This is a genomic window from Streptococcus loxodontisalivarius (assembly GCF_016908645.1).
In the GTDB taxonomy this organism is placed as follows: domain Bacteria; phylum Bacillota; class Bacilli; order Lactobacillales; family Streptococcaceae; genus Streptococcus; species Streptococcus loxodontisalivarius.
This window is the reverse complement of the sequence record NZ_JAFBEH010000034.1, coordinates 1-24,216: the sequence shown is the minus strand read 5'-3', so window position 1 is coordinate 24,216 and position 24,216 is coordinate 1. Positions and strand designations below refer to the sequence as shown.

Annotated in this window: 28 protein-coding genes and 1 tRNA gene; 22 read left to right on the top strand and 7 right to left on the bottom strand. The window is 39.9% G+C overall.

What is annotated here, in order from left to right; genetic code table 11:
* Positions 1-170: 170 nt before the first annotated feature.
* From JOC28_RS07815 to JOC28_RS07735, 17 genes are all read left to right on the top strand, one after another.
* Positions 171-875, top strand: a complete 705-nt coding sequence (locus JOC28_RS07815) for a histidine phosphatase family protein (protein ID WP_205010135.1) — start codon at positions 171-173, stop codon at positions 873-875.
* Positions 859-1,620, top strand: coding sequence for a M15 family metallopeptidase (locus JOC28_RS07810; protein WP_205010134.1), 762 nt, complete (start codon positions 859-861; stop codon positions 1,618-1,620). Before JOC28_RS07815 ends, JOC28_RS07810 begins: the two co-directional genes overlap by 17 nt.
* Complete coding sequence (locus JOC28_RS07805; RefSeq protein WP_205010133.1) at positions 1,617-2,204, top strand: glucosaminidase domain-containing protein; 588 nt, start codon at positions 1,617-1,619, stop codon at positions 2,202-2,204. Before JOC28_RS07810 ends, JOC28_RS07805 begins: the two co-directional genes overlap by 4 nt.
* Before the next feature lie 130 nt (positions 2,205-2,334).
* Positions 2,335-2,658 carry a PadR family transcriptional regulator gene (locus tag JOC28_RS07800; protein ID WP_205010132.1) on the top strand — a complete coding sequence of 108 codons (324 nt, stop codon included), beginning with the start codon at positions 2,335-2,337 and terminating at the stop codon, positions 2,656-2,658.
* Positions 2,648-3,157 carry a DUF2812 domain-containing protein gene (locus JOC28_RS07795; protein ID WP_205010131.1) on the top strand — a complete coding sequence of 170 codons (510 nt, stop codon included), beginning with the start codon at positions 2,648-2,650 and terminating at the stop codon, positions 3,155-3,157. The genes JOC28_RS07800 and JOC28_RS07795 overlap by 11 nt, the downstream gene beginning before the upstream one ends.
* Before the next feature lie 39 nt (positions 3,158-3,196).
* Positions 3,197-3,748 carry a DUF2812 domain-containing protein gene (locus JOC28_RS07790; RefSeq protein ID WP_205010130.1) on the top strand — a complete coding sequence of 184 codons (552 nt, stop codon included), beginning with the start codon at positions 3,197-3,199 and terminating at the stop codon, positions 3,746-3,748.
* 142 nt (positions 3,749-3,890) lie between these two features.
* Positions 3,891-4,925, top strand: coding sequence for a heat-inducible transcriptional repressor HrcA (hrcA, locus tag JOC28_RS07785; RefSeq protein ID WP_205010129.1), 1,035 nt, complete (start codon positions 3,891-3,893; stop codon positions 4,923-4,925).
* 17 nt (positions 4,926-4,942) lie between these two features.
* Positions 4,943-5,467, top strand: coding sequence for a nucleotide exchange factor GrpE (gene grpE / locus JOC28_RS07780; protein ID WP_205010128.1), 525 nt, complete (start codon positions 4,943-4,945; stop codon positions 5,465-5,467).
* Positions 5,468-5,818: 351 nt separating this feature from the next.
* The gene (gene dnaK / locus JOC28_RS07775) at positions 5,819-7,648 is read left to right on the top strand and encodes a molecular chaperone DnaK (RefSeq protein WP_205010127.1); all 1,830 of its coding nucleotides are present in this window, start codon (positions 5,819-5,821) and stop codon (positions 7,646-7,648) included.
* A 1-nt stretch (position 7,649) separates the two neighbouring features.
* On the top strand, positions 7,650-8,051 hold the full coding sequence (locus tag JOC28_RS07770; protein ID WP_205010126.1) for a tRNA (guanine-N7)-methyltransferase: 402 nt from the start codon (positions 7,650-7,652) through the stop codon (positions 8,049-8,051).
* Between the two features lie 242 nt (positions 8,052-8,293).
* Positions 8,294-9,439, top strand: a complete 1,146-nt coding sequence (gene dnaJ / locus JOC28_RS07765) for a molecular chaperone DnaJ (protein WP_205010125.1) — start codon at positions 8,294-8,296, stop codon at positions 9,437-9,439.
* An 84-nt stretch (positions 9,440-9,523) separates the two neighbouring features.
* The gene (locus tag JOC28_RS07760; protein ID WP_205010124.1) at positions 9,524-10,165 is read left to right on the top strand and encodes an HAD family hydrolase; all 642 of its coding nucleotides are present in this window, start codon (positions 9,524-9,526) and stop codon (positions 10,163-10,165) included.
* A gap of 77 nt (positions 10,166-10,242) precedes the next feature.
* Positions 10,243-10,992, top strand: coding sequence for a tRNA pseudouridine(38-40) synthase TruA (gene truA, locus JOC28_RS07755; RefSeq protein ID WP_205010123.1), 750 nt, complete (start codon positions 10,243-10,245; stop codon positions 10,990-10,992).
* Complete coding sequence (locus tag JOC28_RS07750; RefSeq protein WP_205010122.1) at positions 10,982-11,746, top strand: bifunctional hydroxymethylpyrimidine kinase/phosphomethylpyrimidine kinase; 765 nt, start codon at positions 10,982-10,984, stop codon at positions 11,744-11,746. The genes truA and JOC28_RS07750 overlap by 11 nt, the downstream gene beginning before the upstream one ends.
* Complete coding sequence (locus JOC28_RS07745; protein ID WP_205010121.1) at positions 11,733-12,203, top strand: ECF transporter S component; 471 nt, start codon at positions 11,733-11,735, stop codon at positions 12,201-12,203. Before JOC28_RS07750 ends, JOC28_RS07745 begins: the two co-directional genes overlap by 14 nt.
* A gap of 142 nt (positions 12,204-12,345) precedes the next feature.
* Complete coding sequence (locus JOC28_RS07740; protein ID WP_205010120.1) at positions 12,346-12,642, top strand: bacteriocin immunity family protein; 297 nt, start codon at positions 12,346-12,348, stop codon at positions 12,640-12,642.
* Positions 12,643-12,707: 65 nt separating this feature from the next.
* Positions 12,708-13,271: a TIGR01440 family protein gene (locus JOC28_RS07735; protein WP_205010119.1), complete on the top strand. Its 564-nt coding sequence runs from the start codon at positions 12,708-12,710 to the stop codon at positions 13,269-13,271.
* Positions 13,272-13,370: 99 nt separating this feature from the next.
* Here JOC28_RS07735 and JOC28_RS07730 read toward each other — a convergent pair whose 3' ends face one another.
* Positions 13,371-14,213 carry a mechanosensitive ion channel family protein gene (locus tag JOC28_RS07730; RefSeq protein ID WP_205010118.1) on the bottom strand — a complete coding sequence of 281 codons (843 nt, stop codon included), beginning with the start codon at positions 14,211-14,213 and terminating at the stop codon, positions 13,371-13,373.
* Positions 14,214-14,364: 151 nt separating this feature from the next.
* Here JOC28_RS07730 and tig point away from each other — a divergent pair, with 151 nt between their 5' ends.
* The 5 genes from tig (at position 14,365) to JOC28_RS07705 (ending at position 19,574) form a co-directional block, all read left to right on the top strand.
* On the top strand, positions 14,365-15,648 hold the full coding sequence (tig, locus tag JOC28_RS07725; RefSeq protein WP_205010117.1) for a trigger factor: 1,284 nt from the start codon (positions 14,365-14,367) through the stop codon (positions 15,646-15,648).
* Positions 15,649-15,871: 223 nt separating this feature from the next.
* Positions 15,872-16,450, top strand: a complete 579-nt coding sequence (gene rpoE / locus JOC28_RS07720) for a DNA-directed RNA polymerase subunit delta (RefSeq protein WP_205010116.1) — start codon at positions 15,872-15,874, stop codon at positions 16,448-16,450.
* A gap of 147 nt (positions 16,451-16,597) precedes the next feature.
* Positions 16,598-18,202, top strand: coding sequence for a CTP synthase (locus JOC28_RS07715; RefSeq protein ID WP_205010115.1), 1,605 nt, complete (start codon positions 16,598-16,600; stop codon positions 18,200-18,202).
* A 226-nt stretch (positions 18,203-18,428) separates the two neighbouring features.
* Positions 18,429-18,514, top strand: a tRNA-Leu gene (locus tag JOC28_RS07710).
* A gap of 178 nt (positions 18,515-18,692) precedes the next feature.
* Complete coding sequence (locus tag JOC28_RS07705) at positions 18,693-19,574, top strand: class II fructose-bisphosphate aldolase (protein ID WP_205010114.1); 882 nt, start codon at positions 18,693-18,695, stop codon at positions 19,572-19,574.
* Between the two features lie 80 nt (positions 19,575-19,654).
* Here the strand turns inward: JOC28_RS07705 and JOC28_RS07700 are convergent, their stop codons facing one another.
* The 6 genes from JOC28_RS07700 to JOC28_RS07675 form a co-directional block, all read right to left on the bottom strand.
* The gene (locus tag JOC28_RS07700; protein WP_205010113.1) at positions 19,655-21,004 is read right to left on the bottom strand and encodes a tyrosine-type recombinase/integrase; all 1,350 of its coding nucleotides are present in this window, start codon (positions 21,002-21,004) and stop codon (positions 19,655-19,657) included.
* Positions 21,005-21,012: 8 nt separating this feature from the next.
* Positions 21,013-21,255 carry a DNA-binding protein gene (locus tag JOC28_RS07695; RefSeq protein ID WP_239548923.1) on the bottom strand — a complete coding sequence of 81 codons (243 nt, stop codon included), beginning with the start codon at positions 21,253-21,255 and terminating at the stop codon, positions 21,013-21,015.
* A 4-nt stretch (positions 21,256-21,259) separates the two neighbouring features.
* Positions 21,260-22,054, bottom strand: coding sequence for a rolling circle replication-associated protein (locus tag JOC28_RS07690; RefSeq protein WP_205010112.1), 795 nt, complete (start codon positions 22,052-22,054; stop codon positions 21,260-21,262).
* A 147-nt stretch (positions 22,055-22,201) separates the two neighbouring features.
* Complete coding sequence (locus tag JOC28_RS07685) at positions 22,202-22,930, bottom strand: metallophosphoesterase (RefSeq protein ID WP_205010111.1); 729 nt, start codon at positions 22,928-22,930, stop codon at positions 22,202-22,204.
* A gap of 119 nt (positions 22,931-23,049) precedes the next feature.
* Positions 23,050-23,574 (bottom strand): metallophosphoesterase, encoded by a 525-nt coding sequence (locus JOC28_RS07680; protein ID WP_205010110.1) that lies wholly within the window; start codon positions 23,572-23,574, stop codon positions 23,050-23,052.
* Positions 23,575-23,698: 124 nt separating this feature from the next.
* Positions 23,699-24,013: a hypothetical protein gene (locus JOC28_RS07675; protein ID WP_205010109.1), complete on the bottom strand. Its 315-nt coding sequence runs from the start codon at positions 24,011-24,013 to the stop codon at positions 23,699-23,701.
* Between the last annotated feature and the right edge of the window lie 203 nt (positions 24,014-24,216).

The following is a 24,216-nucleotide window of genomic DNA, read 5'->3' as shown; positions in this document are numbered from 1 at the left end:
GCTTTAGCTGCTGCAACGAGCTCTCCGATTGGTCAACTCAAAAAGTGGATTTAGGACTTTGAAAATTGTTTCCGAGGATTACTTGACACAAACTTTTAGGATTGATTTCTGTTTGGCTAGATTTTTTCTGATATAATAGTAGAAAGATACCATTTCAGGAGGAAAGTGCTATGGTAGAGACAAGATTATACATTGCTCGTCACGGAAAGACTATGTTTAACACGATTGGTCGTGCTCAGGGTTGGTCCGATACGCCCTTGACGGCTCAAGGTGAAGAAGGAATTCGTGAGCTTGGGCTGGGTCTGAGAGAGGCAGCTATTCCTTTTAAGGCAGCTTTTTCGAGTGACTCAGGTCGTACTATCCAGACCATGGACATTATCTTGGCTGAGAGCCACAATCAGAGCCTTCCCTACCAGCGTGATAAGCGCATCCGTGAGTGGTGTTTTGGCAGCTTGGATGGCGGCTATGACGGCGAGCTCTTTAATGGCGTCCTTCCTCGTACCAAGGCTTTTGAAAATGGGCGTAGCCTGCAAGAAGTTTCTTGGCAAGAAATTGCAGATAGTCTGGTTGAGGTTGATACTGCAGGCTGGGCAGAGCCTTGGGAAGTTCTCAGTCAGCGTATCTATGATGGCTTTGAAGCTATTGCAAAATCAATCGAAAAGAGTGGTGGTGGCAATGCTATTGTGGTCAGTCATGGGATGACTATTGGGACCTTCCTCTGGTTGATTGATAACAGTTATCAGAAACAATTTATCGACAACGGCAGTGTTTCTGTCGTCACATATAAGGATGGTAAGTTCAGCATCGACAGTATCGCTGCTCTGTCTTACCGAGAAGCAGGGAGAAAAATCATTCAAGATGAGAAAAAAGCTTAGTTTAGGAATGGGCTTGCTAGTAGCGGCAGTCCTCTTAGTTGTTGTCGCAGGACTTTTGCTCTTGTCACGTTTTGGCAATAGCGGAGCTTCTGAGACTGCGACCTCTAGTTCATCAAGTCAAACAAATCAAAGCTCTACTAGTTCGTCTACTAGCGCAGCGGATTTACCAAAAGTGTCATCATCAGACTGGGACTTGGTCTTGGTCAATCGTGACCATATCACAGCTGAGATGAATCCAGAAGTGACAGAGGTCTCAGGAATCTATGTGGACTCACGTATCGCAAGTAATGTTGAGGAATTCTTAGCAGCAGCGCAGGCAATCGACAGCTCAGAACACTTGATTTCAGGTTACCGCAGCGTTGCCTATCAGGCGGAACTCTTCCAATCCTATGTGGATCAAGAAATGGCAGCAGATCCAAGTCTAACGACAGAAGAGGCTGAGACCAAGGTTAAAACCTATTCGCAGCCAGCAGGAGCTAGCGAACACCAGACAGGGCTTGCTATCGATATGTCAACCGTTGACAGCCTGAATGAGTCTGATCCTAGCATTGTAGCTCAGCTCAAGGAGATTGCTCCTCAGTATGGCTTTGTTCTTCGTTTCCCAGAAGGCAAGACCGATTCGACAGGTGTTGGCTACGAGGACTGGCACTTCCGCTATGTCGGTAAGGAATCAGCTGAGTACATGACGAAGCATAATCTCACCTTGGAAGAATACATTGCAGAATTGAAGGAGAATGGACAGTGAGGCGCAGATTAAAACTACAAGTGTTCGGTGGCTTAGTGGCGCTCTTCTGCATCTTTTTAGTCCTGCCTCTGCTATTTCACAGCTCGACACCAAATGCTCGAACGACCGTCAAAACAGCCTACGACCAGACGGCTTTCTTTAAGAAAATAGCTCCGCAGGCACAGAAGTTATCTCAGAGTTATGGTGTCAAGGCTTCGGTCATTATGGCACAGGCTGCGCTAGAATCTGACTACGGAACTGACCTTCTTGCGGCTAAGTATTACAATTTATTAGCCACCAAGGCTAGCGCAGGTCAACAATCCATCAAGATGAGCCGCACAGAATATGTTGGTAGCAATGAACTCAGTATCAAGAGTGATTTCAGAGTCTATGCAGACTGGACAGCCTCGCTTAATGATTATATGGCTCGCTTGAAGGCAGGTGAGTTTGGCAAATCAGGACTCTACACAGCCCTAGCCACAGCAGATAACTACCAAACAGCTATCCAAGCCTTCCAAGAATACGAATACACAAGCGACAGCAATTACAGTAAAAACTTAAAAACAATTATCGAAACCTACAACTTGGTGGACTACGATAGTTGATTGAAGGAAATCTAGAATCATGTTCTAGGTTTTTATTTTTTTCACATTTTCTATTGACAGATATATCGCACTGCGATATACTTATATCGAATCAAGATGTAACGTATCTCGATATATCGAAGGAGGATATATGGATAATAAACTAAGACGTGTTTACGTTCCCATGACAGAGTCTGCTTTCTATATTCTTTTTGCTCTGCAAGAAGAAAGACATGGTTACGACATTACACAGGAGACAAAGAAATTAACTGGAGGTCAGGTGGTTATCAGCCCTGGGACCATGTATGGCACCTTGTCTAAGATGGAAAAGGATGGCTTGATTGTTCTTGTTGGCGAAGAAGGTAAGCGAAAGCTCTATCGGATAACCGAGTTAGGTAGAGAGTTTTTAAATTTAGAATTGGCACGCATTGAGCGCTTGTATCAAAATAGTAAGGGAGAAAGCTATGGCAACTAAAACAGAAGTGAAGCAATTTTGGATTACAGACTTTGATGAAGAGGCGGCTTATTTAAGAGAGATGCACCAAAAAGGCTGGAAGTTTGTCAAAGTTCGCGGTTTCTTTTATCATTTTGAATCTTGTCAGCCAGAGGATGTTGTTTACCAAGTTGACTTTAAAGGTAGAAAAAATGGTTCAAAAGCTGACTATCTTCAATTATTTGAAGATTACGGTTGGGAGTATGTGACAGATTTTAATAAATTCTCTTATTTCCGTAAATCAGCTGCTGATGGCGATACAGAGATTTATAATGATATGGAAAGTAAGTATAAGATGGTTAAACGAATCTTTAGAGATAGATTTGTTTTCTCTCTAATTCTGTATATTTTTGCGCTTACGGTGACTTCGAGTGATGTTTTTCCGATAATAGTCGCTATAACATTTATTTATTTTTCTATGGTGGCTTATGTTCTTTACCGTTTTTATCAGTTGAGAAAAAGATTGAAAAGTAACCTCTAGTAGAAAAATGTGAGTGGCAAGTTTTGGAGGGGATTTGTGATGAAAAGTTATAAATATTTGGATGCCTATCATTTGGATAAGATGGAATCTTATTTTCGCCAGATGCATCAAGCTGGTTATGCTTTGAAAAATATTGGGATGATGGGAAAACTGACATTTGAAGCTTGCAAGGCAGAAGATGTCGTCTATCGCTTTGATTTGCAAAAGCAAGCGGCGATGGATTTAAATAAGGCCTATATTCAAACCTATCAGGATGCTGGTTGGGCGCTTGTTCCCATAGACTACCAAGGTGTAATTTTGTTTAAAAAAGGAGCAGCTGGTATCGATAATCCGAGTGAACTGGAGATTTATAATGATGACGCCAGCCGCTTTGAATACGAAAAGCTTCTCTTGAGGCGTTCCCTAACACCTGGTATTGTTAGCTTGATAGCTCCTGGTATGCAGATTTATATTTCGTTGATAAACAATGAGAGACATGGTGCCCTTTGGTGGGGATTGTGGGGAGTTATCCTTTTATTGGAGCTTCTTTGGCTTCTTTATTATTGGAAAAAGCTCCGCGACTTGAAGAAAAGCTATCTTTCTAGGTCTTAAGATGTATTTTTAGCACTCTTATAAAAAGAGTGCTAATTTTTTGGTTTTTTGACTTGACTTTGTCTTTCTTAGGAGTATAATAGAGTCATAAGTTAGCAGTCGGATATAAAGAGTGCTAATAAGAAGCGGAGGTGACGTTTCAATGATCACACAACGTCAGAATGACATCTTGAATTTGATTGTTGAGATGTTCACACAGACGCATGAGCCGGTTGGTTCCAAGGCACTTCAAGAGTCCATCTCTTCGAGCTCGGCAACGATTCGAAATGATATGGCAAAACTTGAAAAACTTGGTTATCTTGAAAAAGCTCATACTTCTAGTGGGCGCATGCCTAGTCGAGCTGGTTTTCAATACTTTGTTCGTCATTCGCTCAATCTTGATAGTATCGATGAACAGGACGTCTATCAGGTCATTAAGGCATTTGACTTTGAAGCCTTTAAGCTAGAAGATATTCTGGATGCGGCGGCTAAATTGCTGGCGCAGATGACAGGTTACACCGCTGTTGTTCAGGATGTTGAGCCGACCAGCCAACGTTTGACTGGCTTTGATATCGTGCAACTCTCCAGTCACGATGCTCTAGCTGTTCTCAGTTTAGATGAGTCCAAGCCAGTTACCGTTCAATTTGCCATTCCTAAGAATTTCCTAGCTAGGGACTTGCTTCGTGTTAAGACTCTGGTGTCAGAACGTCTGCTTGATAAGACGGTCATGGATATTCATTATCGTCTGAGAACAGAGATTCCTCAGATTGTTCAGAAGTATTTTACAACGACGGACAATGTTTTGGATCTCTTTGATTACATCTTTTCTCAGCTCTTTAAGGAATTGGTCTTTATAGAAGGGAAAGTTGCTTCGCTGACTTATGCAGACCTTGCAACCTATCAATTTCTAGATAATCCTCAGGCAGTTGCCCTGGCACTACGCTCTGCTATTTCCCCAGAGGAAATGGCGCAAGTCCAAGTGGCTGAGAGTCAGGAAGAAGCTTTGAGCGACTGTACGGTTATCAGTCACAAGTTCCTGATTCCTTATCGTGGATTGGCAATGATGAGTCTGATTGGTCCTATCGATATGGATTATCGTCGCATGATGAGTCTGGTCAATGTGATCAGCCGTGTCATGGTTATGAAGTTGACTGACTACTATCGCTATTTAAATAGCAATCATTATGAAGTAAATTAAAAGAAAGAGGTGTCCTCTTGTCAGAAGATATTAAAAATGAAGAAGTTGTTAAGGAAGTTGAAACTGCTGAAGAAGTAGAAGAGACAATTGAAACAGCAGAGAAATCAGAATTGGAAGAGGCTAACGCGCGTGCCGACGAGTTTGAAAACAAATACTTGCGTGCCCACGCTGAAATGCAAAATATCCAACGTCGTGCCAACGAAGAGCGTCAAAACTTGCAACGCTACCGTTCGCAGGATTTGGCAAAGGCAATCTTGCCATCGCTTGATAACCTTGAACGTGCTTTGGCTGTTGAAGGCTTGACAGATGATGTCAAAAAAGGTCTTGAAATGGTTCAAGAGAGCTTGATTCACGCCCTTAAAGAAGAAGGCATCGAAGAAATCGCAGCAGATGGTGACTTCGACCACAACCTTCACATGGCTATCCAAACCATGCCAGCAGACGATGAGCATCCAGCAGATACTATCGCACAAGTCTTCCAAAAAGGCTATAAATTGCACGACCGTATCCTACGCCCAGCAATGGTAGTGGTGTATAACTAGTTATTTCTGATGGTTGCTAAAGTGACACATCAGAAAACGGCAATCGCTATGGCGAGCTAGTCACCATACCTGACCGAAATGTCAGAAAACTAGGCGGTAAGTCAGAAATCTTTGATTTCGTTGACGCACCCCCGCAAGGCTGATGAGACCTTTCACAGTCCGAAGGACGAAGAAATGACCATCAGCTACTGCGCTACCCAAGAAAAGTATCAAAAAATAAATATTAAAACTTAAAATTTTGAAAGGAATTGAACGTTACAATCAGTCGTTAGATGAAGAAAGCTTCGCTTTCCTAATCTTCCGATTGAAATAGTCCGCTGGACTATTTCAACGTTCTTGGTATCTTATATTATGTCTAAAATCATCGGTATTGACTTAGGTACAACAAACTCAGCAGTTGCAGTTCTTGAAGGAACTGAAAGTAAAATCATCGCAAACCCAGAAGGTAACCGTACAACACCTTCAGTAGTATCATTCAAAAACGGTGAAATCATCGTTGGTGATGCTGCTAAACGTCAAGCAGTGACAAACCCAGACACAATCATCTCAATCAAATCAAAAATGGGAACTTCTGAAAAAGTTGCTGCTAACGGTAAAGAATACACACCACAAGAAATCTCAGCAATGATTCTTCAATACCTTAAAGGTTATGCTGAAGATTACCTTGGTGAAAAAGTTGAAAAAGCTGTTATCACAGTTCCAGCTTACTTCAACGATGCACAACGTCAAGCAACTAAAGACGCTGGTAAAATTGCAGGTCTTGAAGTAGAACGTATCGTCAACGAACCAACTGCAGCAGCTCTTGCTTACGGTCTTGACAAAACAGACAAAGATGAAAAAATCTTGGTATTCGACCTTGGTGGTGGTACTTTCGACGTTTCAATCCTTGAACTTGGTGATGGTGTCTTCGACGTTCTTGCAACTGCTGGTGATAACAAACTCGGTGGTGACGACTTTGACCAAAAAATCATTGATTTCTTGGTAGAAGAATTCAAGAAAGAAAACGGCATCGACTTGTCAACTGACAAGATGGCTCTTCAACGTTTGAAAGATGCAGCTGAAAAAGCTAAGAAAGACCTTTCAGGTGTGACTCAAACACAAATCAGCTTGCCTTTCATCACTGCTGGTGAAGCAGGACCTCTTCACTTGGAAGTTGCTTTGACACGTGCTAAATTTGACGATATCACTCGTGATCTTGTTGAACGCACTAAGACTCCAGTTCGTCAAGCACTTTCAGACGCTGGTCTTTCAATCTCAGAAATCGACGAAGTTATCCTTGTTGGTGGTTCAACTCGTATTCCAGCCGTAGTTGAAGCTGTTAAAGCTGAAACTGGTAAAGAACCAAACAAATCAGTTAACCCTGATGAAGTTGTTGCTATGGGTGCTGCTATCCAAGGTGGTGTTATCACTGGTGATGTTAAAGACGTTGTTCTTCTTGACGTTACACCATTGTCACTTGGTATCGAAACAATGGGTGGTGTCTTCACTAAATTGATCGACCGTAACACAACAATCCCAACATCTAAATCACAAGTCTTCTCAACAGCAGCAGACAACCAACCAGCCGTTGATATTCACGTTCTTCAAGGTGAACGCCCAATGGCAGCTGACAACAAGACTCTTGGACGTTTCCAATTGACTGATATCCCAGCTGCACCTCGTGGTATCCCACAAATCGAAGTAACATTCGATATCGACAAAAACGGTATTGTATCTGTTAAAGCAAAAGACCTTGGTACTCAAAAAGAACAACACATCGTTATCCAATCTAACTCAGGTTTGACTGATGAAGAAATTGAAAAAATGATGAAAGATGCAGAAGCTAACGCAGAAGCTGATGCAAAACGTAAAGAAGAAGTTGACCTTAAAAATGAGGTAGACCAAGCAATCTTCGCAACAGAAAAAACAATCAAAGATACTGAAGGTAAAGGTTTCGATACAGAACGTGATGCCGCTCAAGTAGCTCTTGATGACTTGAAAGCAGCTCAAGAATCAGGCAACCTTGACGACATGAAAGCTAAACTTGAAGCACTTAACGAAAAAGCACAAGCCCTTGCCGTTAAACTTTACGAACAAGCAGCCGCAGCACAACAAGCCCAAGCAGGTGCTGAAGGAGCTCAATCAGCAGATTCATCAAACAATGGCGACGACGTTGTAGACGGTGAGTTTACGGAGAAGTAAGATGCATATATTTACGGAGAATGATTTAAAGGATACAATTAGACTCTATAATGACTTTTGTGATAAGGCTAACGATTATAATGTTGCCAAAGATTACATAGATAATATTTCGACAGAATACTTAGCTAGATATAGAGAGATTATTTTAGCTGAGTATGAGAGTTCTGTTAAAATTGATGAGTGGATAATAGAAACCTATGTATCGGTGTTTCTATCTGCAATAGTATCTACACTGATGGCATTATTGTTACAGGGCGATAGATATACAATACCTGCTACAATTGGTCTATGTCTAGTTGTAATGTCTATTTTAGGATTCAGATGGAATTTCATAGTGAATACTAAAAAAAGAAAAAAAGCTATAAATACTTCCGTAATGATAGGGTACTTAAAAACAAAATAAATTAAATTCACACAGAGGTTGTAACCCAGCCTCTGTTTTTGGATAGTATGCGACAGCAATGCGGTCGAAGACCGCTCATCTGATAATTTTCGCCGTGGTGAGAGTAAGAGTGGCTTTGCTACTCTTACGAGGGGATTTTTGAAACCTTTGGGTTCAAAAATGAGCAATGGAACTCTGTAAGAGGTCGCTTGCGTCCCCACCACCTAAGAAAATTATCAAAAAAATAACAAAAGGTATTTAAGATGAACAATACAGAATACTACGACCGTCTAGGCGTTTCCAAAAACGCCAGTCAGGACGAGATTAAAAAAGCTTACCGCAAAATGTCTAAAAAATATCACCCAGATATTAACAAAGAAGCGGGAGCAGAAGAAAAATATAAAGAAGTCCAAGAGGCTTACGAAACACTAGGAGATGAGCAAAAACGCGCTGCCTATGACCAATATGGACCTGCAGGAGCTAATGGAGGCTTCGGCGGTGGCGGAGCTGGTGGTTTTGGAGGCTTTGATGGTGCAGGCTTTGGCGGTTTCGAAGACATCTTCTCATCATTCTTTGGTGGTGGAGGTGCCAGCCGTAATCCTAATGCCCCTCGTCAAGGTGATGACCTCCAATACCGTGTTAACCTCAAGTTTGAAGAGGCTATCTTCGGTGCTGAAAAAGAGGTGCACTACAATCGTGAAGCAGAGTGTCATACCTGTCACGGTTCTGGTGCCAAACCTGGTACTAGCCCAGTGACCTGTGGTAAATGTCACGGTGCAGGTGTTATCAATGTTGACCGTCAAACACCACTCGGTGTTATGCGCAGTCAAGTAACTTGTGACGTCTGTCATGGTCGTGGTCAAGAAATCAAAGACCCATGTACAACATGCCGTGGAACTGGTCACGAAAGTCAAAGTCACAAAGTTTCTGTTAAAATCCCAGCAGGTGTTGAAACAGGTCAACAAATCCGCCTCCAAGGTCAAGGTGAGGCTGGCTTCAACGGTGGCCCTTACGGAGACCTCTTTGTGATTATCAATGTTGCAGCTAGTGATAAATTTGAACGTAACGGTTCAACGATTTACTACAACATGAACATTTCCTTTGTTCAAGCTGCGCTGGGTGATACTGTAGAAGTACCAACCGTTCATGGTGATGTTGAGATGACAATTCCAGCTGGTACTCAGACAGGACGTACCTTCCGACTTAAAGGTAAGGGTGCGCCAGCTCTACGTGGTGGCGGTCAAGGCGACCAACATGTTAAGGTCAATATTGTCACTCCTCAAAAGCTCAATGATGCTCAAAAAGATGCTCTTAAAGCCTTTGCGGCAGCAAGTGGTGATCAGCCAGTGCATCCTAAGAAAAAAGGCTTCTTTGACAAGATGAAAGATGCCTTTGACCCAGAAGTATAAGTATGTGAAGCTAGGTTTATGACCTGGCTTTTCTTGATTTCTAACCGGAAAACGTTTACAATAATAAGGAAAGTGAGGGATTTTATGGCTAAATTTGTGATTTTTGATATGGATGGTGTTATTGTCGATTCGGAATATATTTTTCTGGGGACCAAGACCGAGATGTTGCTTGATCGAGGGATTGACACGGATATTAGCTACCAGTACCAGTTTATGGGGACGACTTTTGATGTCATGTGGACCCAGATGAAGGAGGAAAAGGGTCTGACGGAGACTGTTCCTCAACTGATTGCAGAGATGAATCGCCGCCGTGAGGAGAAAAAAGCGCGTGATGGTGTTCGTCCGATCAAGGGTGCACCTGAACTCATTCGTTATCTTTATGAAAATGGCTACCGCATGGCAGTTGCCTCTTCTTCTCCAAAGGAAGAAATCATCAGAAATCTTGAAGCCTTGGGCATTGCTGACGCTTTTGAATTCAAGGTGAGCGGTGAGGAGGTCGCTAAGCCGAAACCAGCTCCAGATGTCTTTTTGAAAGCAGCAGAGCTTCTAGGAGCTGAGGCATCTAGTTGCACAGTGATTGAAGATACCAAGTTAGGAAGCCAAGCTGCTAAGGCTGCTGGCATGCGCTGTCTCGGTTTTGAAAATCCTGACTATCCAGCTCAAGACCTCTCTGCCTGCGATCATGTGGTGACGGATTATAAGGACATTTATCAGTATTTTGACTAGAAATCGAGCAATCTGTATGGGGACAGATTGCTTTTTTCTATCTAGAAAGCCCTTTTAAAAAGTGATAGAATGATAGCATGACAAGATATAAAGCCATTATTTCCTATGATGGGACTGCATTTTCAGGTTTTCAGCGCCAGCCTCATGCCCGAACAGTCCAGGAGGAGATTGAAAAGACGCTATTGAGATTAAATAGCGGAAAAGAAGTTGTGATTCATGGAGCTGGTCGTACTGATGCAGGCGTTCACGCCTATGGTCAGGTTATCCACTTTGACCTTCCTCAGGAGCGTGATGTGGAAAAGCTGCGCTTTGGACTGGATACTCAATGTCCTGATGATATCGATATCGTTGATATTGCCATAGTGTCTGATGACTTCCATGCTCGTTACAATAAGCATTCAAAGACTTATGAGTTTCTAGTAGATATTGGACGACCTAAAAATCCCATGATGCGCAACTATGCAACCCACTATCCCTATCCTGTTGATTTGTCCCTCATGCAGGAGGCAATCCTTGATTTACAAGGGACGCATGATTTTACAGGCTTTACAGCTGCAGGGACCAGTGTTGAGAATAAGGTGAGGACTATCAGTCATGCCAGCGTTGAGCGAGATGAAAAGACGGGTTTTCTAGTCTTTACCTTCTCTGGCAATGGCTTTCTCTACAAGCAGGTCCGAAATATGGTCGGAACCCTGCTTAAGATTGGTAATGGACGCATGCCTGTCAGTCAGATCAAAACAGTTTTGGAGAGTCGCAACAGAGATTTAGCAGGTCCGACGGCAGCGGGAAATGGACTTTATTTGAAGGAGATTACTTATGACAACTGATTATGTTTTAGCTATTTCTGGGAATGATATTTTTAGTGGTGGTGGTTTGCATGCTGATTTGGCGACCTACACAGTCAATAAACAGCATGGTTTTCTTGCAGTGACTTGCTTGACGGCTATGACTGAAAAAGGTTTTGAAGTTTTTGCGACAGATAGTCAAGTCTTCTCTTATCAGCTAGCTAGTCTCAAGGATGTTCCTTTTTCAGCTATCAAACTAGGTCTTCTGCCAAATATTGATTTAGCAGAGCAGGCTCTTGATTTTGTGAAGGCACATGCAACCCTTCCAATCGTATTGGACCCAGTTCTAGTCTGCAAGGAAAGTCATGATGTGGAAGTGTCAGCTCTGCGAGATGAACTGATCAAGTTCTTTCCCTATGTCAGCATCATCACACCAAATCTGGTAGAGGCTGAGCTATTGTCCCAAATGAGCATCGAAAGTTTGGATGATATGAAGCGTGCGGCTGAAAAATTGCATGCGTTGGGTGCCAAGCATGTTGTTATCAAGGGCGGAAATCGTCTGGATAAGGAAAAGGCCATCGATCTTTACTATGATGGTATGATTTTTGATGTTTTTGAAAATCCTGTTTTGACCGAAAATAATGTCGGTGCAGGCTGTACTTTTGCATCAAGTATCACTAGCAATCTGGTCAAAGGTCAGGATATGCGTGAAGCCGTCCGTCAAGCTAAGTCTTTTGTTTACAAGGCTATCGCCAATTCAAATGATTATGGGGTGGTTCAGTATGAAAAAGACTAATGTTGCAAGATTGAGCCTACTAGCTGTTTTGACAGCTTTGACCCTTGTTTTAGGAAAATTTGTCAGTATTCCGACGCCAACAGGTTTTCTAACCCTCTTGGATGCAGGGGTTTTCTTTACAGCCTTTTATTTGGGAGCAAAAGAAGGAGCTGTTGTCGGAGGTCTATCAGGTTTTTTGATTGACTTGATTTCGGGTTATCCACAGTGGATGTTCTTTAGTCTCCTAGCTCATGGTGGACAGGGTTATTTTGCAGGTTGGACAGGGAAAAAGCGTCCGCTGGGCTTACTTTTGTCATCCTTGGTGATGGTTGGTGTCTATTTCCTAGCTTCGATTCCCTTATACGGTTTAGGCTCTGCTCTAGCAGGTATTTGGGGAAATGCCATGCAGAACTTCTTTGGAATGCTGGTTGGTTATTTGCTCTATTTGGCATATAGCAAGGTCAGTCCTAGAAAATAAGTTGAAACGAATTGATTATCTACTAGAGCGTGTATGATTTTTATAGAACCATTCAAGACAAATAATGAACTGTTTAGGATAAGAATAGCTATTGCTTGAAAAAAGGATTATTATAAGGTTATTAAGTTTAGGAGGTTCAGGGATGAAAAACAAGGACGACCACATTTTAGATAGGGTTTATAATTTGATTTTAGATCCCAAAATAAGTGAAAGGGAACGTCAACTCTTGGTGACTTTTAAGGAGCAGGTGGGAAAGGGAGCTTATTTTGATCGGGAGTTAGCTATCCTATCAAAGGGGTTACAAGACCTAGCGATTAAGAATTTACAAGGAGAAGCAGGATTGAGCGATGATATGAAGCTCTTTTATCAAGACATTTCTGCCCTGAGTGCACGCAAGCATGCCTTTCGTATGGGAATCGCCAATTTGGGGCGTTTGTGACCCGTGAAAAAGGACTGAAAAATCATCCGACTTCTGCTATAATAAGGTCAAAGTGAGGTATCTGTATGGATTTACAAGTATTAGAAAATCAAACGAGAGCCCTAGTGATTGATATCCTTGAACGCTCTGCTATTAAAAAAGGACAGCTTTTTGTACTGGGTTTGTCATCTAGTGAGGTGGCTGGTGGCTTGATTGGTAAGGCATCTAGCCTAGAAATTGGTGAAGTCATCGTCAAGACCATTCTTGAGGAAACTCAGGTGCGTGGTGTCCACTTAGCTGTTCAGGGTTGCGAGCACCTAAACCGAGCTCTAGCAGTCGAAGAGGCTGTCGCTGAGGCTAAAAACCTTGAAATCGTCAATGTCCTCCCTAGCCTTCATGCAGGTGGTTCAGGTCAGTTAGCGGCCTTTAAGTACATGGCAGAGCCTGTCGAGGTTGAAGAGATTGTCGCTCATGCAGGTCTTGATATTGGTGATACCTCTATCGGTATGCACGTCAAACGTGTTCAAGTTCCTTTGGTGCCTATCCAGCGTGAATTAGGAGGAGCCCATGTTACTGCTCTAGCCAGCCGACCAAAACTGATTGGTGGTGCTAGAGGTCAATACAAGGAAGATCCAATTCGCAAATTTTAAGGATAATAGATTAACAAAGGCGTAGAAAATCAAATCTCTTGCTTTCTTGGTTAACTGTAACAAGTAAAAATCCGATCCCTTTTCAGGGGTCGGATTCTTTTATTTCTTAGCAGTATTGATAGCGTTGAGCGTTGGCAGATGGATGCCGTTTGCAATCAAGGCTTCTTGATAAAGTCTGTAAAATTCAGAATAGATGGCGCTCTGTTTACCATTTTGTACGAAAATATCAACTCGGAAAATGAGCTGTCCTGCGCTAGTTGTTCTAGGGCCAAGAATGTTGGGAAGACCAACGATTTCAGGGTGGTTTGGAACTTCATTCTCATTGACTTCCTTGATAATGCTTGTCATTTGCTCGAGATTTGTGTGAGCCAGAATTGGAATATCAATCTGGGCACGCATATCACCACGGGATTTATTGCTGACGATAGAGATGTTACGATTTGGGATGGTGTGAAGAGTACCATCAAAGCCTCGCACTTGAGTTGTGCGAATGCCGACACTGGAAACATTTCCTGAAACAGTTCCAATTTCGACAGATTCTCCTACATCGTACTGATTTTCAAGGAGAATAAAGAAACCATTGACCAGATCAGAAAGAAAATCTTTGGCACCTAAACCAAGAGCGACCCCAGCTAGTCCAGCCCCAGCTAGAAGACTTGAAACAGGAACACCTAAGATACTTAAAACCCAATAAATGAGCATAAAATAGAGGGCATAATCCATAATGTTATGCAGTAGCTTAATGATTGTTTTTTGTCTTGCTTCAGTCTGTTTGGTCAATGAGATAGACTTGGTAACAGTCTGTGTAAAAATGTAGGTTAAGAGACGTTTGCCAATAAAGAAGAAAATCAGTAAGAGAATCAGCGAAACGCATTTTGATAGTAAATCAACAGCCAACTGTTCCAGCTGAAGTTGTTGCATATGATTTCGAATAATAGTCATAAATCCATTTTACCAAAAAAGAAACATCCTGACAGAAGATGGAGGTATTTTCAAGGGATTCTCTTTCTAAAATCGAACAAAAAAACTTTGAAATCCTTGTAAAATATGGTAAACTAAGCTGTATATAAAATTTTTAAGGAGAAACGACTAAATGTCTACATCATTTGAAAATAAAGCTACAAACCGTGGCGTTATTACATTTACAATTGGTCAAGATAAAATCAAACCAGCTCTTGACGCAGCATTTAACAAAGTTAAAAAAGAATTGAACGTACCAGGTTTCCGTAAAGGTCAAGTACCACGTCCAATCTTCAACCAAAAATTCGGTGAAGAAGCTCTTTACGAAGATGCTTTGAACGCTATTCTTCCAGCTGCTTACGAAGCTGCAGTTGCAGAACTTGAACTTGACGTTGTTGCACAACCAAAAATTGATGTTGCTTCAATGGAAAAAGGTCAAGACTGGACTATCACAGCTGAAGTTGTTACAAAACCAGAAGTTAAACTTGGTGACTACAAAAACCTTGCAGTATCAGTAGAAGCTTCAAAAGAAGTAACTGATGAAGAAGTAGACGCTAAAATCGAACGTGAACGCAACAACCTTGCAGAACTTGTTATCAAAGAAGCTGCAGCTGCTGAAGGTGATACAGTCGTTATCGACTTCGTAGGTTCAGTTGACGGTGTTGAATTTGACGGTGGTAAAGGTGATAACTTCTCACTTGAACTTGGTTCAGGTCAATTTATCCCAGGTTTCGAAGAACAATTGGTTGGTTCAAAAGCTGGCGAAACTGTTGATGTTAACGTAACATTCCCAGAAAACTACCAAGCAGAAGACCTTGCAGGTAAAGATGCTAAATTCGTAACAACAGTTCACGAAGTTAAAACTAAAGAAGTTCCAGCGCTTGACGATGAACTTGCAAAAGACATCGACGAAGAAGTTGAAACTCTTGACGAATTGAAAGCTAAATACCGTAAAGAACTTGAAGCAGCTAAAGAAATCGCATTTGATGATGCTGTTGAAGGTGCTGCACTTGAATTGGCAGTTGAAAACGCAGAAATCGTTGAATTGCCAGAAGAAATGGTACACGACGAAGTACACCGTGCAATGAACGAATTCATGGGTAACATGCAACGTCAAGGTATCTCACCAGAAATGTACTTCCAATTGACTGGAACTACACAAGACGACCTTCACAAACAATACGAAGCTGACGCTGACAAACGTGTTCGCACAAACCTTGTTATCGAAGCTATCGCTAAAGCAGAAGGTTTCGATGCAACTGAAGAAGAAATCGAAAAAGAAATCACTGACCTTGCTTCAGAATACAACATGGAAGTTGAACAAGTTCGTGCTCTTCTTTCAGCTGACATGCTTAAACACGACATCACAATGAAAAAAGCTGTTGAAGTTGTTACAAGCTCAGCAACAGTAAAATAATCAGTCGTATCCGATTGGAATCAGTTAGTCCTAGGGCTAGCTGATTTTTTGTCTCAAAAGTGACGACAAAAATCTTTTGACGAATTGACAAATTTAGCGTAGAATAGTAAGTAATGAAATAAGCTGGGGAACTGTCCCTAGTTGAATCAAATGTTATAACATACGAGGGTAGCAAGACCAATTGGGTGTATCCCTTTGTATCAATAGTTAGAGGAGAACCACTTTGGAATTAGAAGTATTTGCTGGGCAAGAAAAAAGTGAATTATCAATGATCGAGGTTGCACGTGCTATTTTGGAATCACGTGGACGTGACCACGAAATGTACTTCAGCGATCTTGTTAACGACATTCAAACTTACCTTGAAAAATCAGACGCAGATATCCGTGAAGCATTGCCATTCTTTTATTCAGACTTGAACACTGATGGAAGTTTCATTCCACTTGGTGACAATAAATGGGGCCTTCGTTCATGGTATGCTATCGATGAAATCGATGAAGAAATCATCACACTTGAAGATGATGAAGAAGGTGCACCAAAACGTAAAAACAAACGTGTTAATGCCTTCATGGATGGTGATGAAGATGCCATCGACTACTCAGATGATGATCCAGAAGATGAAAGCTATCAAGCAGCATCTTCAGATGAGTACGATGAAGAAAATCCTGATGATGAAAAATCAGAAGTTGAGTCTTACGATTCAGAATTGAACGAAATCATCCCAGATGAAGATTTTGATGAAGACGTTGATTTGAATGAAACAGACGAAGATGAAGACGATGACTACGCTGAGGAAGAAGAGTAAGTCGTCTGAGGCTATCGTTTGACAAAATAGTTCAGATAGGATATAGTATTTATTGGGCACCTCTTTTAGAGGTCGGATAAATAAGTCTCCCTAGTCATAGGGAGATTTTTTTGTTTTTCCTAGTTATAGATATAAAAGGAGTTTAGAATGACAAAGTACATTTTTGTTACTGGTGGTGTAGTTTCTTCTATTGGTAAAGGTATCGTTGCAGCGAGCTTGGGACGTCTTTTGAAAAATCGTGGTCTCAAAGTTACAATTCAAAAATTTGATCCCTATATCAATATTGACCCAGGGACAATGAGTCCCTATCAACACGGTGAGGTTTATGTTACTGATGATGGTGCAGAAACTGACCTTGACCTTGGTCACTATGAACGTTTTATCGACATCAACCTTAACAAGTACTCTAACGTAACGACTGGTAAAATCTACAGCGAGGTACTTCGCAAGGAGCGTAAAGGTGAATACCTTGGAGCGACTGTTCAGGTTATTCCACATATCACAGACGCTCTTAAGGATAAGATTAAACGTGCTGCGCGCACAACGGATTCTGATGTTATCATTACAGAGGTTGGTGGTACGGTTGGTGATATCGAAAGCTTGCCATTCTTGGAAGCTCTCCGTCAAATGAAGGCAGATGTGGGTTCTGACAATGTCATGTATATCCACACAACCCTACTACCTTACCTAAAAGCAGCTGGAGAAATGAAGACCAAACCAACTCAACACTCTGTTAAGGAGTTGCGTGGTCTTGGTATTCAGCCGAATATGTTGGTTATCCGTACTGAGCAACCTGTTGAACAAGGTGTTAAAAATAAATTGGCTCAATTCTGTGACGTAGCTCCTGAAGCTGTTATTGAGTCAATGGATGTTGAGCACATTTACCAAGTGCCACTCAACATGCAAGCTCAAGGAATGGATCAGATTGTTTGTGATCACTTGAAATTGGATGCACCAAAAGCAGATATGACAGAGTGGTCAGCAATGGTTGATAAGGTTCTTAACCTTAAGAAAACTGTTAAAATTGCTCTTGTTGGTAAATACGTTGAACTTCCAGATGCCTACCTCTCAGTTGTTGAAGCTCTCAAACACTCAGGTTACGTTAACGATTCAGCGATTGATCTTAACTGGGTTAATGCTAACGATGTGACTGCTGAAAATGCAGCAGAGCTTCTAGGAGATGCGGACGGTATCATCGTACCAGGTGGTTTTGGACAACGTGGTACAGAAGGTAAGATCCAAGCCATCCGCTATGCACGTGAGAATGATGTTCCTATGCTAGGTGTTTGTCTTGGAATGCAATTGACCTGCGTAGAATTTGCTCGTCACGTCCTTAACCTAGAAGGTGCCAACTCAGCAGAGCTTGATCCAGAAACAAAATACCCAATCATCGACATTATGCGTGATCAAATCGATATTGAAGACATGGGTGGAACACTTCGTTTGGGTCTTTACCCATGTAAATTGAAGGCTGGTTCAAAAGCAGCTGCAGCTTATAACAACCAAGAAGTTGTTCAACGTCGTCACCGTCACCGCTATGAGTTTAACACAGCCTTCCGTGCGCAATTTGAAGAAGCAGGTTTTGTCTTCTCAGGTGTCTCACCAGACAACCGTCTCATGGAAATTGTTGAACTACCAGATAAAAAATTCTTTGTGGCAGCTCAATACCACCCAGAATTGCAATCACGTCCAAACCATGCAGAAGAACTCTACACTGCCTTTGTAACAGCAGCAGTAGAGAATGCTAACTAATATGAATTAAAACAGTGAGGAAAGCGAGTTTATCAGCTTGTTGACCTTGCTGTTTTCTTTTTTGGAAAAAGATCAGATTTTTTTCAAAAAAGTATTGACGACACTTACTTGATTTGATATACTTTAATAGTTGTCAGTTAACGAGACAGGCGACAAAAACAATTTTAAAAAAGTTGTTGACAAACAAAACATAAGCTGATATAATAGATTATGTTGTTAAAGAACAGCGGAAATGGCGGAATTGGCAGACGCGCAGGACTAAGGATCCTGTGACCGCTTTAGGTCGTGGGGGTTCAAGTCCCCCTTTCCGCATCGTTAGTTGAGCTAAGGCTCAACTTTTTTTATCTCAAAACGGGAAGGGAAACCTTCTCTTTTTTCATTGTGAGAAAACGCTTTAACTTTCTTCAAATACTGGTATTTTTAAGGTAATTGTGTTAGAATGAAACTGTAAACGGGTTCAAACCCAAAAAAATAGAGGAGGCCTATACAAATGGCAATCGTTTCAGCAGAAAAATTTGTCCAAGCAGCTCGTGATAACGGCTATGCTGTTGGTGGATTTAACACAAACAACCTTGAGTGGACTCAAGCAATCTTGCGTGCAGCAGAAGCTAAACAAGCTCCAATCCTTATCCAAACTTCAATGGGTGCTGCTAAATACATGGGTGGTTACAAACTTTGTAAAGCACTTATCGAAAACCTTGTTGAGTCAATGGGTATCACTGTACCAGTTGCTATCCACCTTGACCACGGTCACTACGAAGATGCAAAAGAATGTATCGAAGTTGGTTACACTTCATTGATGTTCGATGGTTCACACCTTCCAATCGAAGAAAACCTTAAATTGACTAAAGAAATCGTTGAATTGGCACACGCTAAAGGTATCTCAGTTGAGGCTGAAGTTGGTACTATCGGTGGTGAAGAAGACGGTATCGTTGGTAAAGGTGAATTGGCACCAGTTGAAGATGCTAAAGCAATGGTTGAAACTGGAATCGACTTCTTGGCTGCAGGTATCGGTAACATCCACGGTCCTTACCCAGCTAACTGGGATGGTCTTGACCTTGACCACCTTAAAAAACTTACTGATGCAGTACCAGGTTTCCCAATCGTATTGCACGGTGGTTCAGGTATCCCTGACGATCAAATCCAAGCTGCAATCAAACTTGGTGTAGCTAAAGTTAACGTTAACACTGAAAGCCAAATCGCATTCTCAAACGCTACTCGTGAATTTGCACGTAACTACGATGCAAACGAAGCAGAATACGATGGTAAAAAATTGTTCGACCCACGTAAATTCTTGGCACCAGGTATCAAAGCTGTTCAAGGTGCTGTTGAAGAACGTATCGACGTTTTCGGTTCAGCAAACAAAGCTTAATTTCAAGCTGAAACAGTATTAAATCAAGGTTTATCCATTTGGATAAACCTTTTTTAGTGAAAAAAATACTCAGAAAATACTCAATCATCAATAAGACTATCAATAAGGTTTGTAATATTCTTCTTCATGTTTTTAGTCACATGTAGGTATATTTGTGTTACTTTGCTCCCTTTAGTATGTCCGACACGCTCTTGTATTGCTTCTAAAGGAACTTTTTTCTCGGCTAAGAAACTAATATGGGTATGTCTAAAAATATGAGTGCTAATATGTTTTTTGAAACTAATCTGTTGGTCAATATTGATGCCTACTTTTTTGATATGACCTGTTTTTGTTTTCTTGCCTGTTTCACTAGAATTTAGAAAATTATTCAAAACACTATAATTTAATGGTACACCGTTATACATTGATTTATAGTGATTTTTTGATGTAAATATCCAACCGTTATTTTGATAATCAGGATTACCAGCAATATGGTGGTTATTTTCTTCTATTTCTTCTTGAAGAAGCTCTAAAGCCTTAGTAGAGAGCTCAACAGTTCTATAACTCTGTTCATTCTTTACATTTCCCTCATAGTTATTCTTGTTTGCTCCTCCGTGAGTAGCTCTAGTTCTTTTAACAGAAACGAGTTTATCCTTGAAGTTAATATCGGCGACTTTTAAACCCAAGACTTCTCCAATTCTCATGCCTGTTAAACTTTGAAATTCAAATATTCTGCCGTATTGACGATTATGTTTATTTACAATTGATAATACTTCGGCAAGTTCATCTTTTTCAAGGTAGGAATCTTCAATATTCTTGCTTTCTAATTCCTTTATTCTTTCTTCAAGTCCTTTATTTTCAATTTGAACATAAGGCATAGGATTTTGCTCTGGTTTAATATAATTTCTTTTGATAGCAAATGTATAAACTGAATTGAGGTCAGACTTTAAAGATTGAGCTATTCTTTTATGATTTCCCAATGGATAAAATTGGTCTATCATTTTTTGAATCACATCGGAAGTTATATTGTGAAGCAAGCTATCGGCAGGAATATATTTAATAATATGATTTTTGAATCTCCCTTGCTCTCCAGCTAGTGTCTTAGGTGCAACTTTCTTCTTTTTGATTCTGTCATCTTCCCATTCATTCCAAACTCTATTTAAAGTGATGTCTCCCTTGTTATTGAGAGTTGATAAAGTAAATCTTTGATGAAACTGTTCTAGTTTTTCTTGAAGTTCTCTTCTGATAATTCCTTGTAATTGAGGAGAAATTTTAACTTTTCCACTATCTGAGTAAGATTCACTTGTTAAATACCATTTACTAACAATTTCCCAGCGTTTTTGAGTCAGTGGGTGTTTAGTATAAATTCTATATTTAACCTCTATATACCCCTTTTTAGGAGCTTTACGAGATTGTTTAAATGTGACATTACCCATATCTATCTTTAACATTATTTACCTCAACTTTCGTATCTATGGTCTTGCCTGTATCTAAGGAAATCTAAGAAACCTTCAAAGTGTATCCAAACAATTTTATGAGAAGGATTTATTACAAATGGAGAGTATTCAGGATTTCTTCGCATTTCAACTAGTAGTGAATCTAGTGTTTTTGTTTTTAAACCTTCGAATCGTTTGCATACTGCTTCTTTGTTTCCCCATTCAGCTTGACAGTCTTCAACAGGTACGTATTTAATTTGAATCATTTCCTTACTCCTTATCAATTTTAATCTTTCTATATTGAACTTCATTATCAAGTAAGCGACCATCTTTAAAAATCTTACTCTTGTAAGAGGTCTCGTAAAGAATCATTTCATCTTTAATAAGGTCAGCTACATTTTCATTAGTTAATAATTTTAACTCCTCAGGTTTATTTAGATTTCTAGAAGAGTAAAAAGCTTTTTTGCCTAAACTTTCAAGTAATTCTTGTCCAATCCCTTTTTCCATATATTTAGCTACATAGCGACCAGCATTGGACGAATCGTCTAAGCTATCTAATTTGTTTATCCGAACTGCCCCATGACCCCATAATTTTAATAAAGAAGAATGAGGGACAAAAGGGAAATTAAAAAGAAGAATGTGTACATGCCACGCTCCTCTTTTCTGTCGTTCTAATACTGCTATATATTTTAGTTGCCTTTTTTTAGAATGATAAATATAGTAGTTCAATTTTTTGATAAACTTATCAAACATTATATTGAATTCTGTTCGGTCTTTAATATTTGCTTTTGTTGTTAGGGTAAGGAAACTTGTTTTGTTATCATAATTACAATCTATTAGTCTTTGGAGCTTCCATTTTGAATTTTTTCTGTTTTTGGATATACGTTTTAATCTTTCATCTTGTTCGTCAGGTGTAAGTTCATCAAATTTTCTACGTTTTTGTTTTTCTTTTAAAATGATTTGGTTGGTATCAACTTCAGTATTATCACTTGAGAAAATAGGGGATTGATATTCCCAAATCTCAATATACGAGGAAGTTCGGATAATCTTGCGATTATAACTCACAAAATTACCTCATTTTCTCGTTAAGTTTGCCTATATAATAAATAAACTAGAGGAGCAAGCTCCTCTGAATTTCAATTACAAGAATCGCTCCGCTAAACATGCTTCCAGCTTGCCGACCAGTCGGCAGTTTTTCTTGTGATTAAAATTCTAGTAGTTATAGGTTTGTGTAGTTGTATCAAATTCAAGAACAGGAATGACCTTACTTCGGTCAACTGTTCCGTCTATAAAGTAGTGGTTGTACTTATCAAAGAAAATTTTTCCTAAATATTCTTCATTGTGTGCAATTTGAGAAGAGCCAACATGTCCTGAAATAATATCCTTAAAGAATTTCCCAGTTGTAACAGGGAATTTATTGGTAAACATTTTAGGGTCAGTACCCTCTTTCCAAAAAATCCCAGCTTCTTCATCAACCCCAGCATGCACAAAGATTTGCCAATCCGTTTCAATATATCTTTGGTCTTGGAATTTACATTTAAACCAATCTATTAAGGGAGTAAATTTTGGATTAGATTTAATTTCATCTCGGATAGTCTTTTCAAACTGGTTAGGATTCCTCTGTAATAGGAGGGTCAATTCATCTAGGGAAAAGAAACTTTTAATGGTTTCAGGAGAACATTCGGGGCTTATATCTTCCGTAATGAGCCAGTGATAGAACCATTCATCATGGTTTCCTAAAAGCGTTTTGACTTGATTAGGATATTTAGATTCCAGTTCTCGAATCGTTTCAAGCACTTGATAGGAGTAATTCCCGTTATCTACATAGTCCCCTAAAAGAAACAATCGATTCTCGGAGTTAGTTAAATCTACTTTTTCAAAGGCAGTTAAAAATTCATCAAGATATCCATGGATATCACTTATAGCATAGTAAATCGCCATTATTTTTTCTCCATTACGCTTTTTAGTTTATTTAAAGTATCAGTTAAGGGAATAACAGAAAATTCTTTAATTTCAGAGTCAAGAACGATTCATCAACTAGGGTTGTTTTAGTTATATCATCACTCTTTTACTAAATCTAGTATTTGTTCAATACTGATAGGGGTAAAATCAATCATATCAGCTCCAACGTTGATTGCTCGTTTTCCCAAAATTTGTTTGAAATAGTCTGTTCTGTTATTATGAACATGTCCATATAGGTGGATAGAGTTATGAAAATAGGAATCCCATTCTAATATTGGATAGTGGAATAAAATGAATTTTCTCTTTTGGTAATGAAGTGTATGATAATCTTTAATCCATTCAAATAAGTTTTGGTCAAAATCAGGAGAATCAAGATAATGTTCATGGTTTCCTTTGATTAAGAACTTCCTTCCTTTTAGAGATTGTAAAATTTCATTAGCCTGTTTAGCATTTCCTCGATATAGAAAATCCCCAAGGATATAGACGTCATCGTTATCAGTTACAATCTGATTCCAATTATCAATAAGTTTTTGGTTCATATCCTCAATAGTTGAGAAAGGGCGATTACAGAACTTTATAACATTTTCATGATGGAAATGAGTATCAGCGATAAAGTAAATCATTAATAACCTCTATTATCTAGCGTTAATAGCATATGTGTAAACTAAGTAATTGGCAAAATCTCCAATGCGCTTTCGGTCATCTAGAAATTTTTCATACCGGCTACAATGTATAACCACTTTAAAGTTATTTAGCTACTGGTAAAATGTCAGAACAGGTAAACCATAGATTACCATTAAATTGACCAACATTTAGGTCTTTAAGTACAACTTCACGAGTTTTATTCTTCGACATTTCATCGGCAGAAATAGTAGGAGAGGTAGTGTTTACCTTCACTTGAATCATTTCCATAAAGAAATCGCTAGATTCATCTTGAATAGAGATATTCACACGATAAGCAGAAAGTTTTTGTGTTTCACGGTCAAGCACTTCTGAGAGCCCTTTTACTGCAAGAAACTTATTACCAAGTAATTCAGGTTTCAAAAAATCATTCAGTTTCATAATAAATTATTCCTTTCTTTGTCACCGCAAGCGGTGAGGAACAAATAGATATGCTGAAAATCTATCGAATTTAAGCATAATCTATCTGTTAAAATTAGGGGTTAGATATATTTTCTACCATTTGTCAAGTATATCAATGCTTTAAGCCCAAAAATAATATCAAGACAGTAGCCGTTACGTGGTTATTGTCTTATTTTTATTAC

What these genes read in the sequence shown, in the direction of transcription:
- JOC28_RS07815 (WP_205010135.1), top strand. Translation starts at nt 171, where the DNA reads ATGGTAGAGACAAGATTATACATTGCTCGTCACGGAAAGACTATGTTT.
- JOC28_RS07810 (WP_205010134.1), top strand. Translation starts at nt 859, where the DNA reads ATGAGAAAAAAGCTTAGTTTAGGAATGGGCTTGCTAGTAGCGGCAGTC.
- JOC28_RS07800 (WP_205010132.1), top strand. Translation starts at nt 2,335, where the DNA reads ATGGATAATAAACTAAGACGTGTTTACGTTCCCATGACAGAGTCTGCT.
- JOC28_RS07795 (WP_205010131.1), top strand. Translation starts at nt 2,648, where the DNA reads ATGGCAACTAAAACAGAAGTGAAGCAATTTTGGATTACAGACTTTGAT.
- JOC28_RS07790 (WP_205010130.1), top strand. Translation starts at nt 3,197, where the DNA reads ATGAAAAGTTATAAATATTTGGATGCCTATCATTTGGATAAGATGGAA.
- hrcA (WP_205010129.1), top strand. Translation starts at nt 3,891, where the DNA reads ATGATCACACAACGTCAGAATGACATCTTGAATTTGATTGTTGAGATG.
- dnaK (WP_205010127.1), top strand. Translation starts at nt 5,819, where the DNA reads ATGTCTAAAATCATCGGTATTGACTTAGGTACAACAAACTCAGCAGTT.
- JOC28_RS07770 (WP_205010126.1), top strand. Translation starts at nt 7,650, where the DNA reads ATGCATATATTTACGGAGAATGATTTAAAGGATACAATTAGACTCTAT.
- dnaJ (WP_205010125.1), top strand. Translation starts at nt 8,294, where the DNA reads ATGAACAATACAGAATACTACGACCGTCTAGGCGTTTCCAAAAACGCC.
- JOC28_RS07760 (WP_205010124.1), top strand. Translation starts at nt 9,524, where the DNA reads ATGGCTAAATTTGTGATTTTTGATATGGATGGTGTTATTGTCGATTCG.
- truA (WP_205010123.1), top strand. Translation starts at nt 10,243, where the DNA reads ATGACAAGATATAAAGCCATTATTTCCTATGATGGGACTGCATTTTCA.
- JOC28_RS07750 (WP_205010122.1), top strand. Translation starts at nt 10,982, where the DNA reads ATGACAACTGATTATGTTTTAGCTATTTCTGGGAATGATATTTTTAGT.
- JOC28_RS07745 (WP_205010121.1), top strand. Translation starts at nt 11,733, where the DNA reads ATGAAAAAGACTAATGTTGCAAGATTGAGCCTACTAGCTGTTTTGACA.
- JOC28_RS07740 (WP_205010120.1), top strand. Translation starts at nt 12,346, where the DNA reads ATGAAAAACAAGGACGACCACATTTTAGATAGGGTTTATAATTTGATT.
- JOC28_RS07735 (WP_205010119.1), top strand. Translation starts at nt 12,708, where the DNA reads ATGGATTTACAAGTATTAGAAAATCAAACGAGAGCCCTAGTGATTGAT.
- JOC28_RS07730 (WP_205010118.1), bottom strand. Translation starts at nt 14,213, where the DNA reads ATGACTATTATTCGAAATCATATGCAACAACTTCAGCTGGAACAGTTG.
- tig (WP_205010117.1), top strand. Translation starts at nt 14,365, where the DNA reads ATGTCTACATCATTTGAAAATAAAGCTACAAACCGTGGCGTTATTACA.
- JOC28_RS07715 (WP_205010115.1), top strand. Translation starts at nt 16,598, where the DNA reads ATGACAAAGTACATTTTTGTTACTGGTGGTGTAGTTTCTTCTATTGGT.
- JOC28_RS07705 (WP_205010114.1), top strand. Translation starts at nt 18,693, where the DNA reads ATGGCAATCGTTTCAGCAGAAAAATTTGTCCAAGCAGCTCGTGATAAC.
- JOC28_RS07700 (WP_205010113.1), bottom strand. Translation starts at nt 21,004, where the DNA reads ATGTTAAAGATAGATATGGGTAATGTCACATTTAAACAATCTCGTAAA.
- JOC28_RS07695 (WP_239548923.1), bottom strand. Translation starts at nt 21,255, where the DNA reads ATGATTCAAATTAAATACGTACCTGTTGAAGACTGTCAAGCTGAATGG.
- JOC28_RS07685 (WP_205010111.1), bottom strand. Translation starts at nt 22,930, where the DNA reads ATGGCGATTTACTATGCTATAAGTGATATCCATGGATATCTTGATGAA.
- JOC28_RS07680 (WP_205010110.1), bottom strand. Translation starts at nt 23,574, where the DNA reads ATGATTTACTTTATCGCTGATACTCATTTCCATCATGAAAATGTTATA.
- JOC28_RS07675 (WP_205010109.1), bottom strand. Translation starts at nt 24,013, where the DNA reads ATGAAACTGAATGATTTTTTGAAACCTGAATTACTTGGTAATAAGTTT.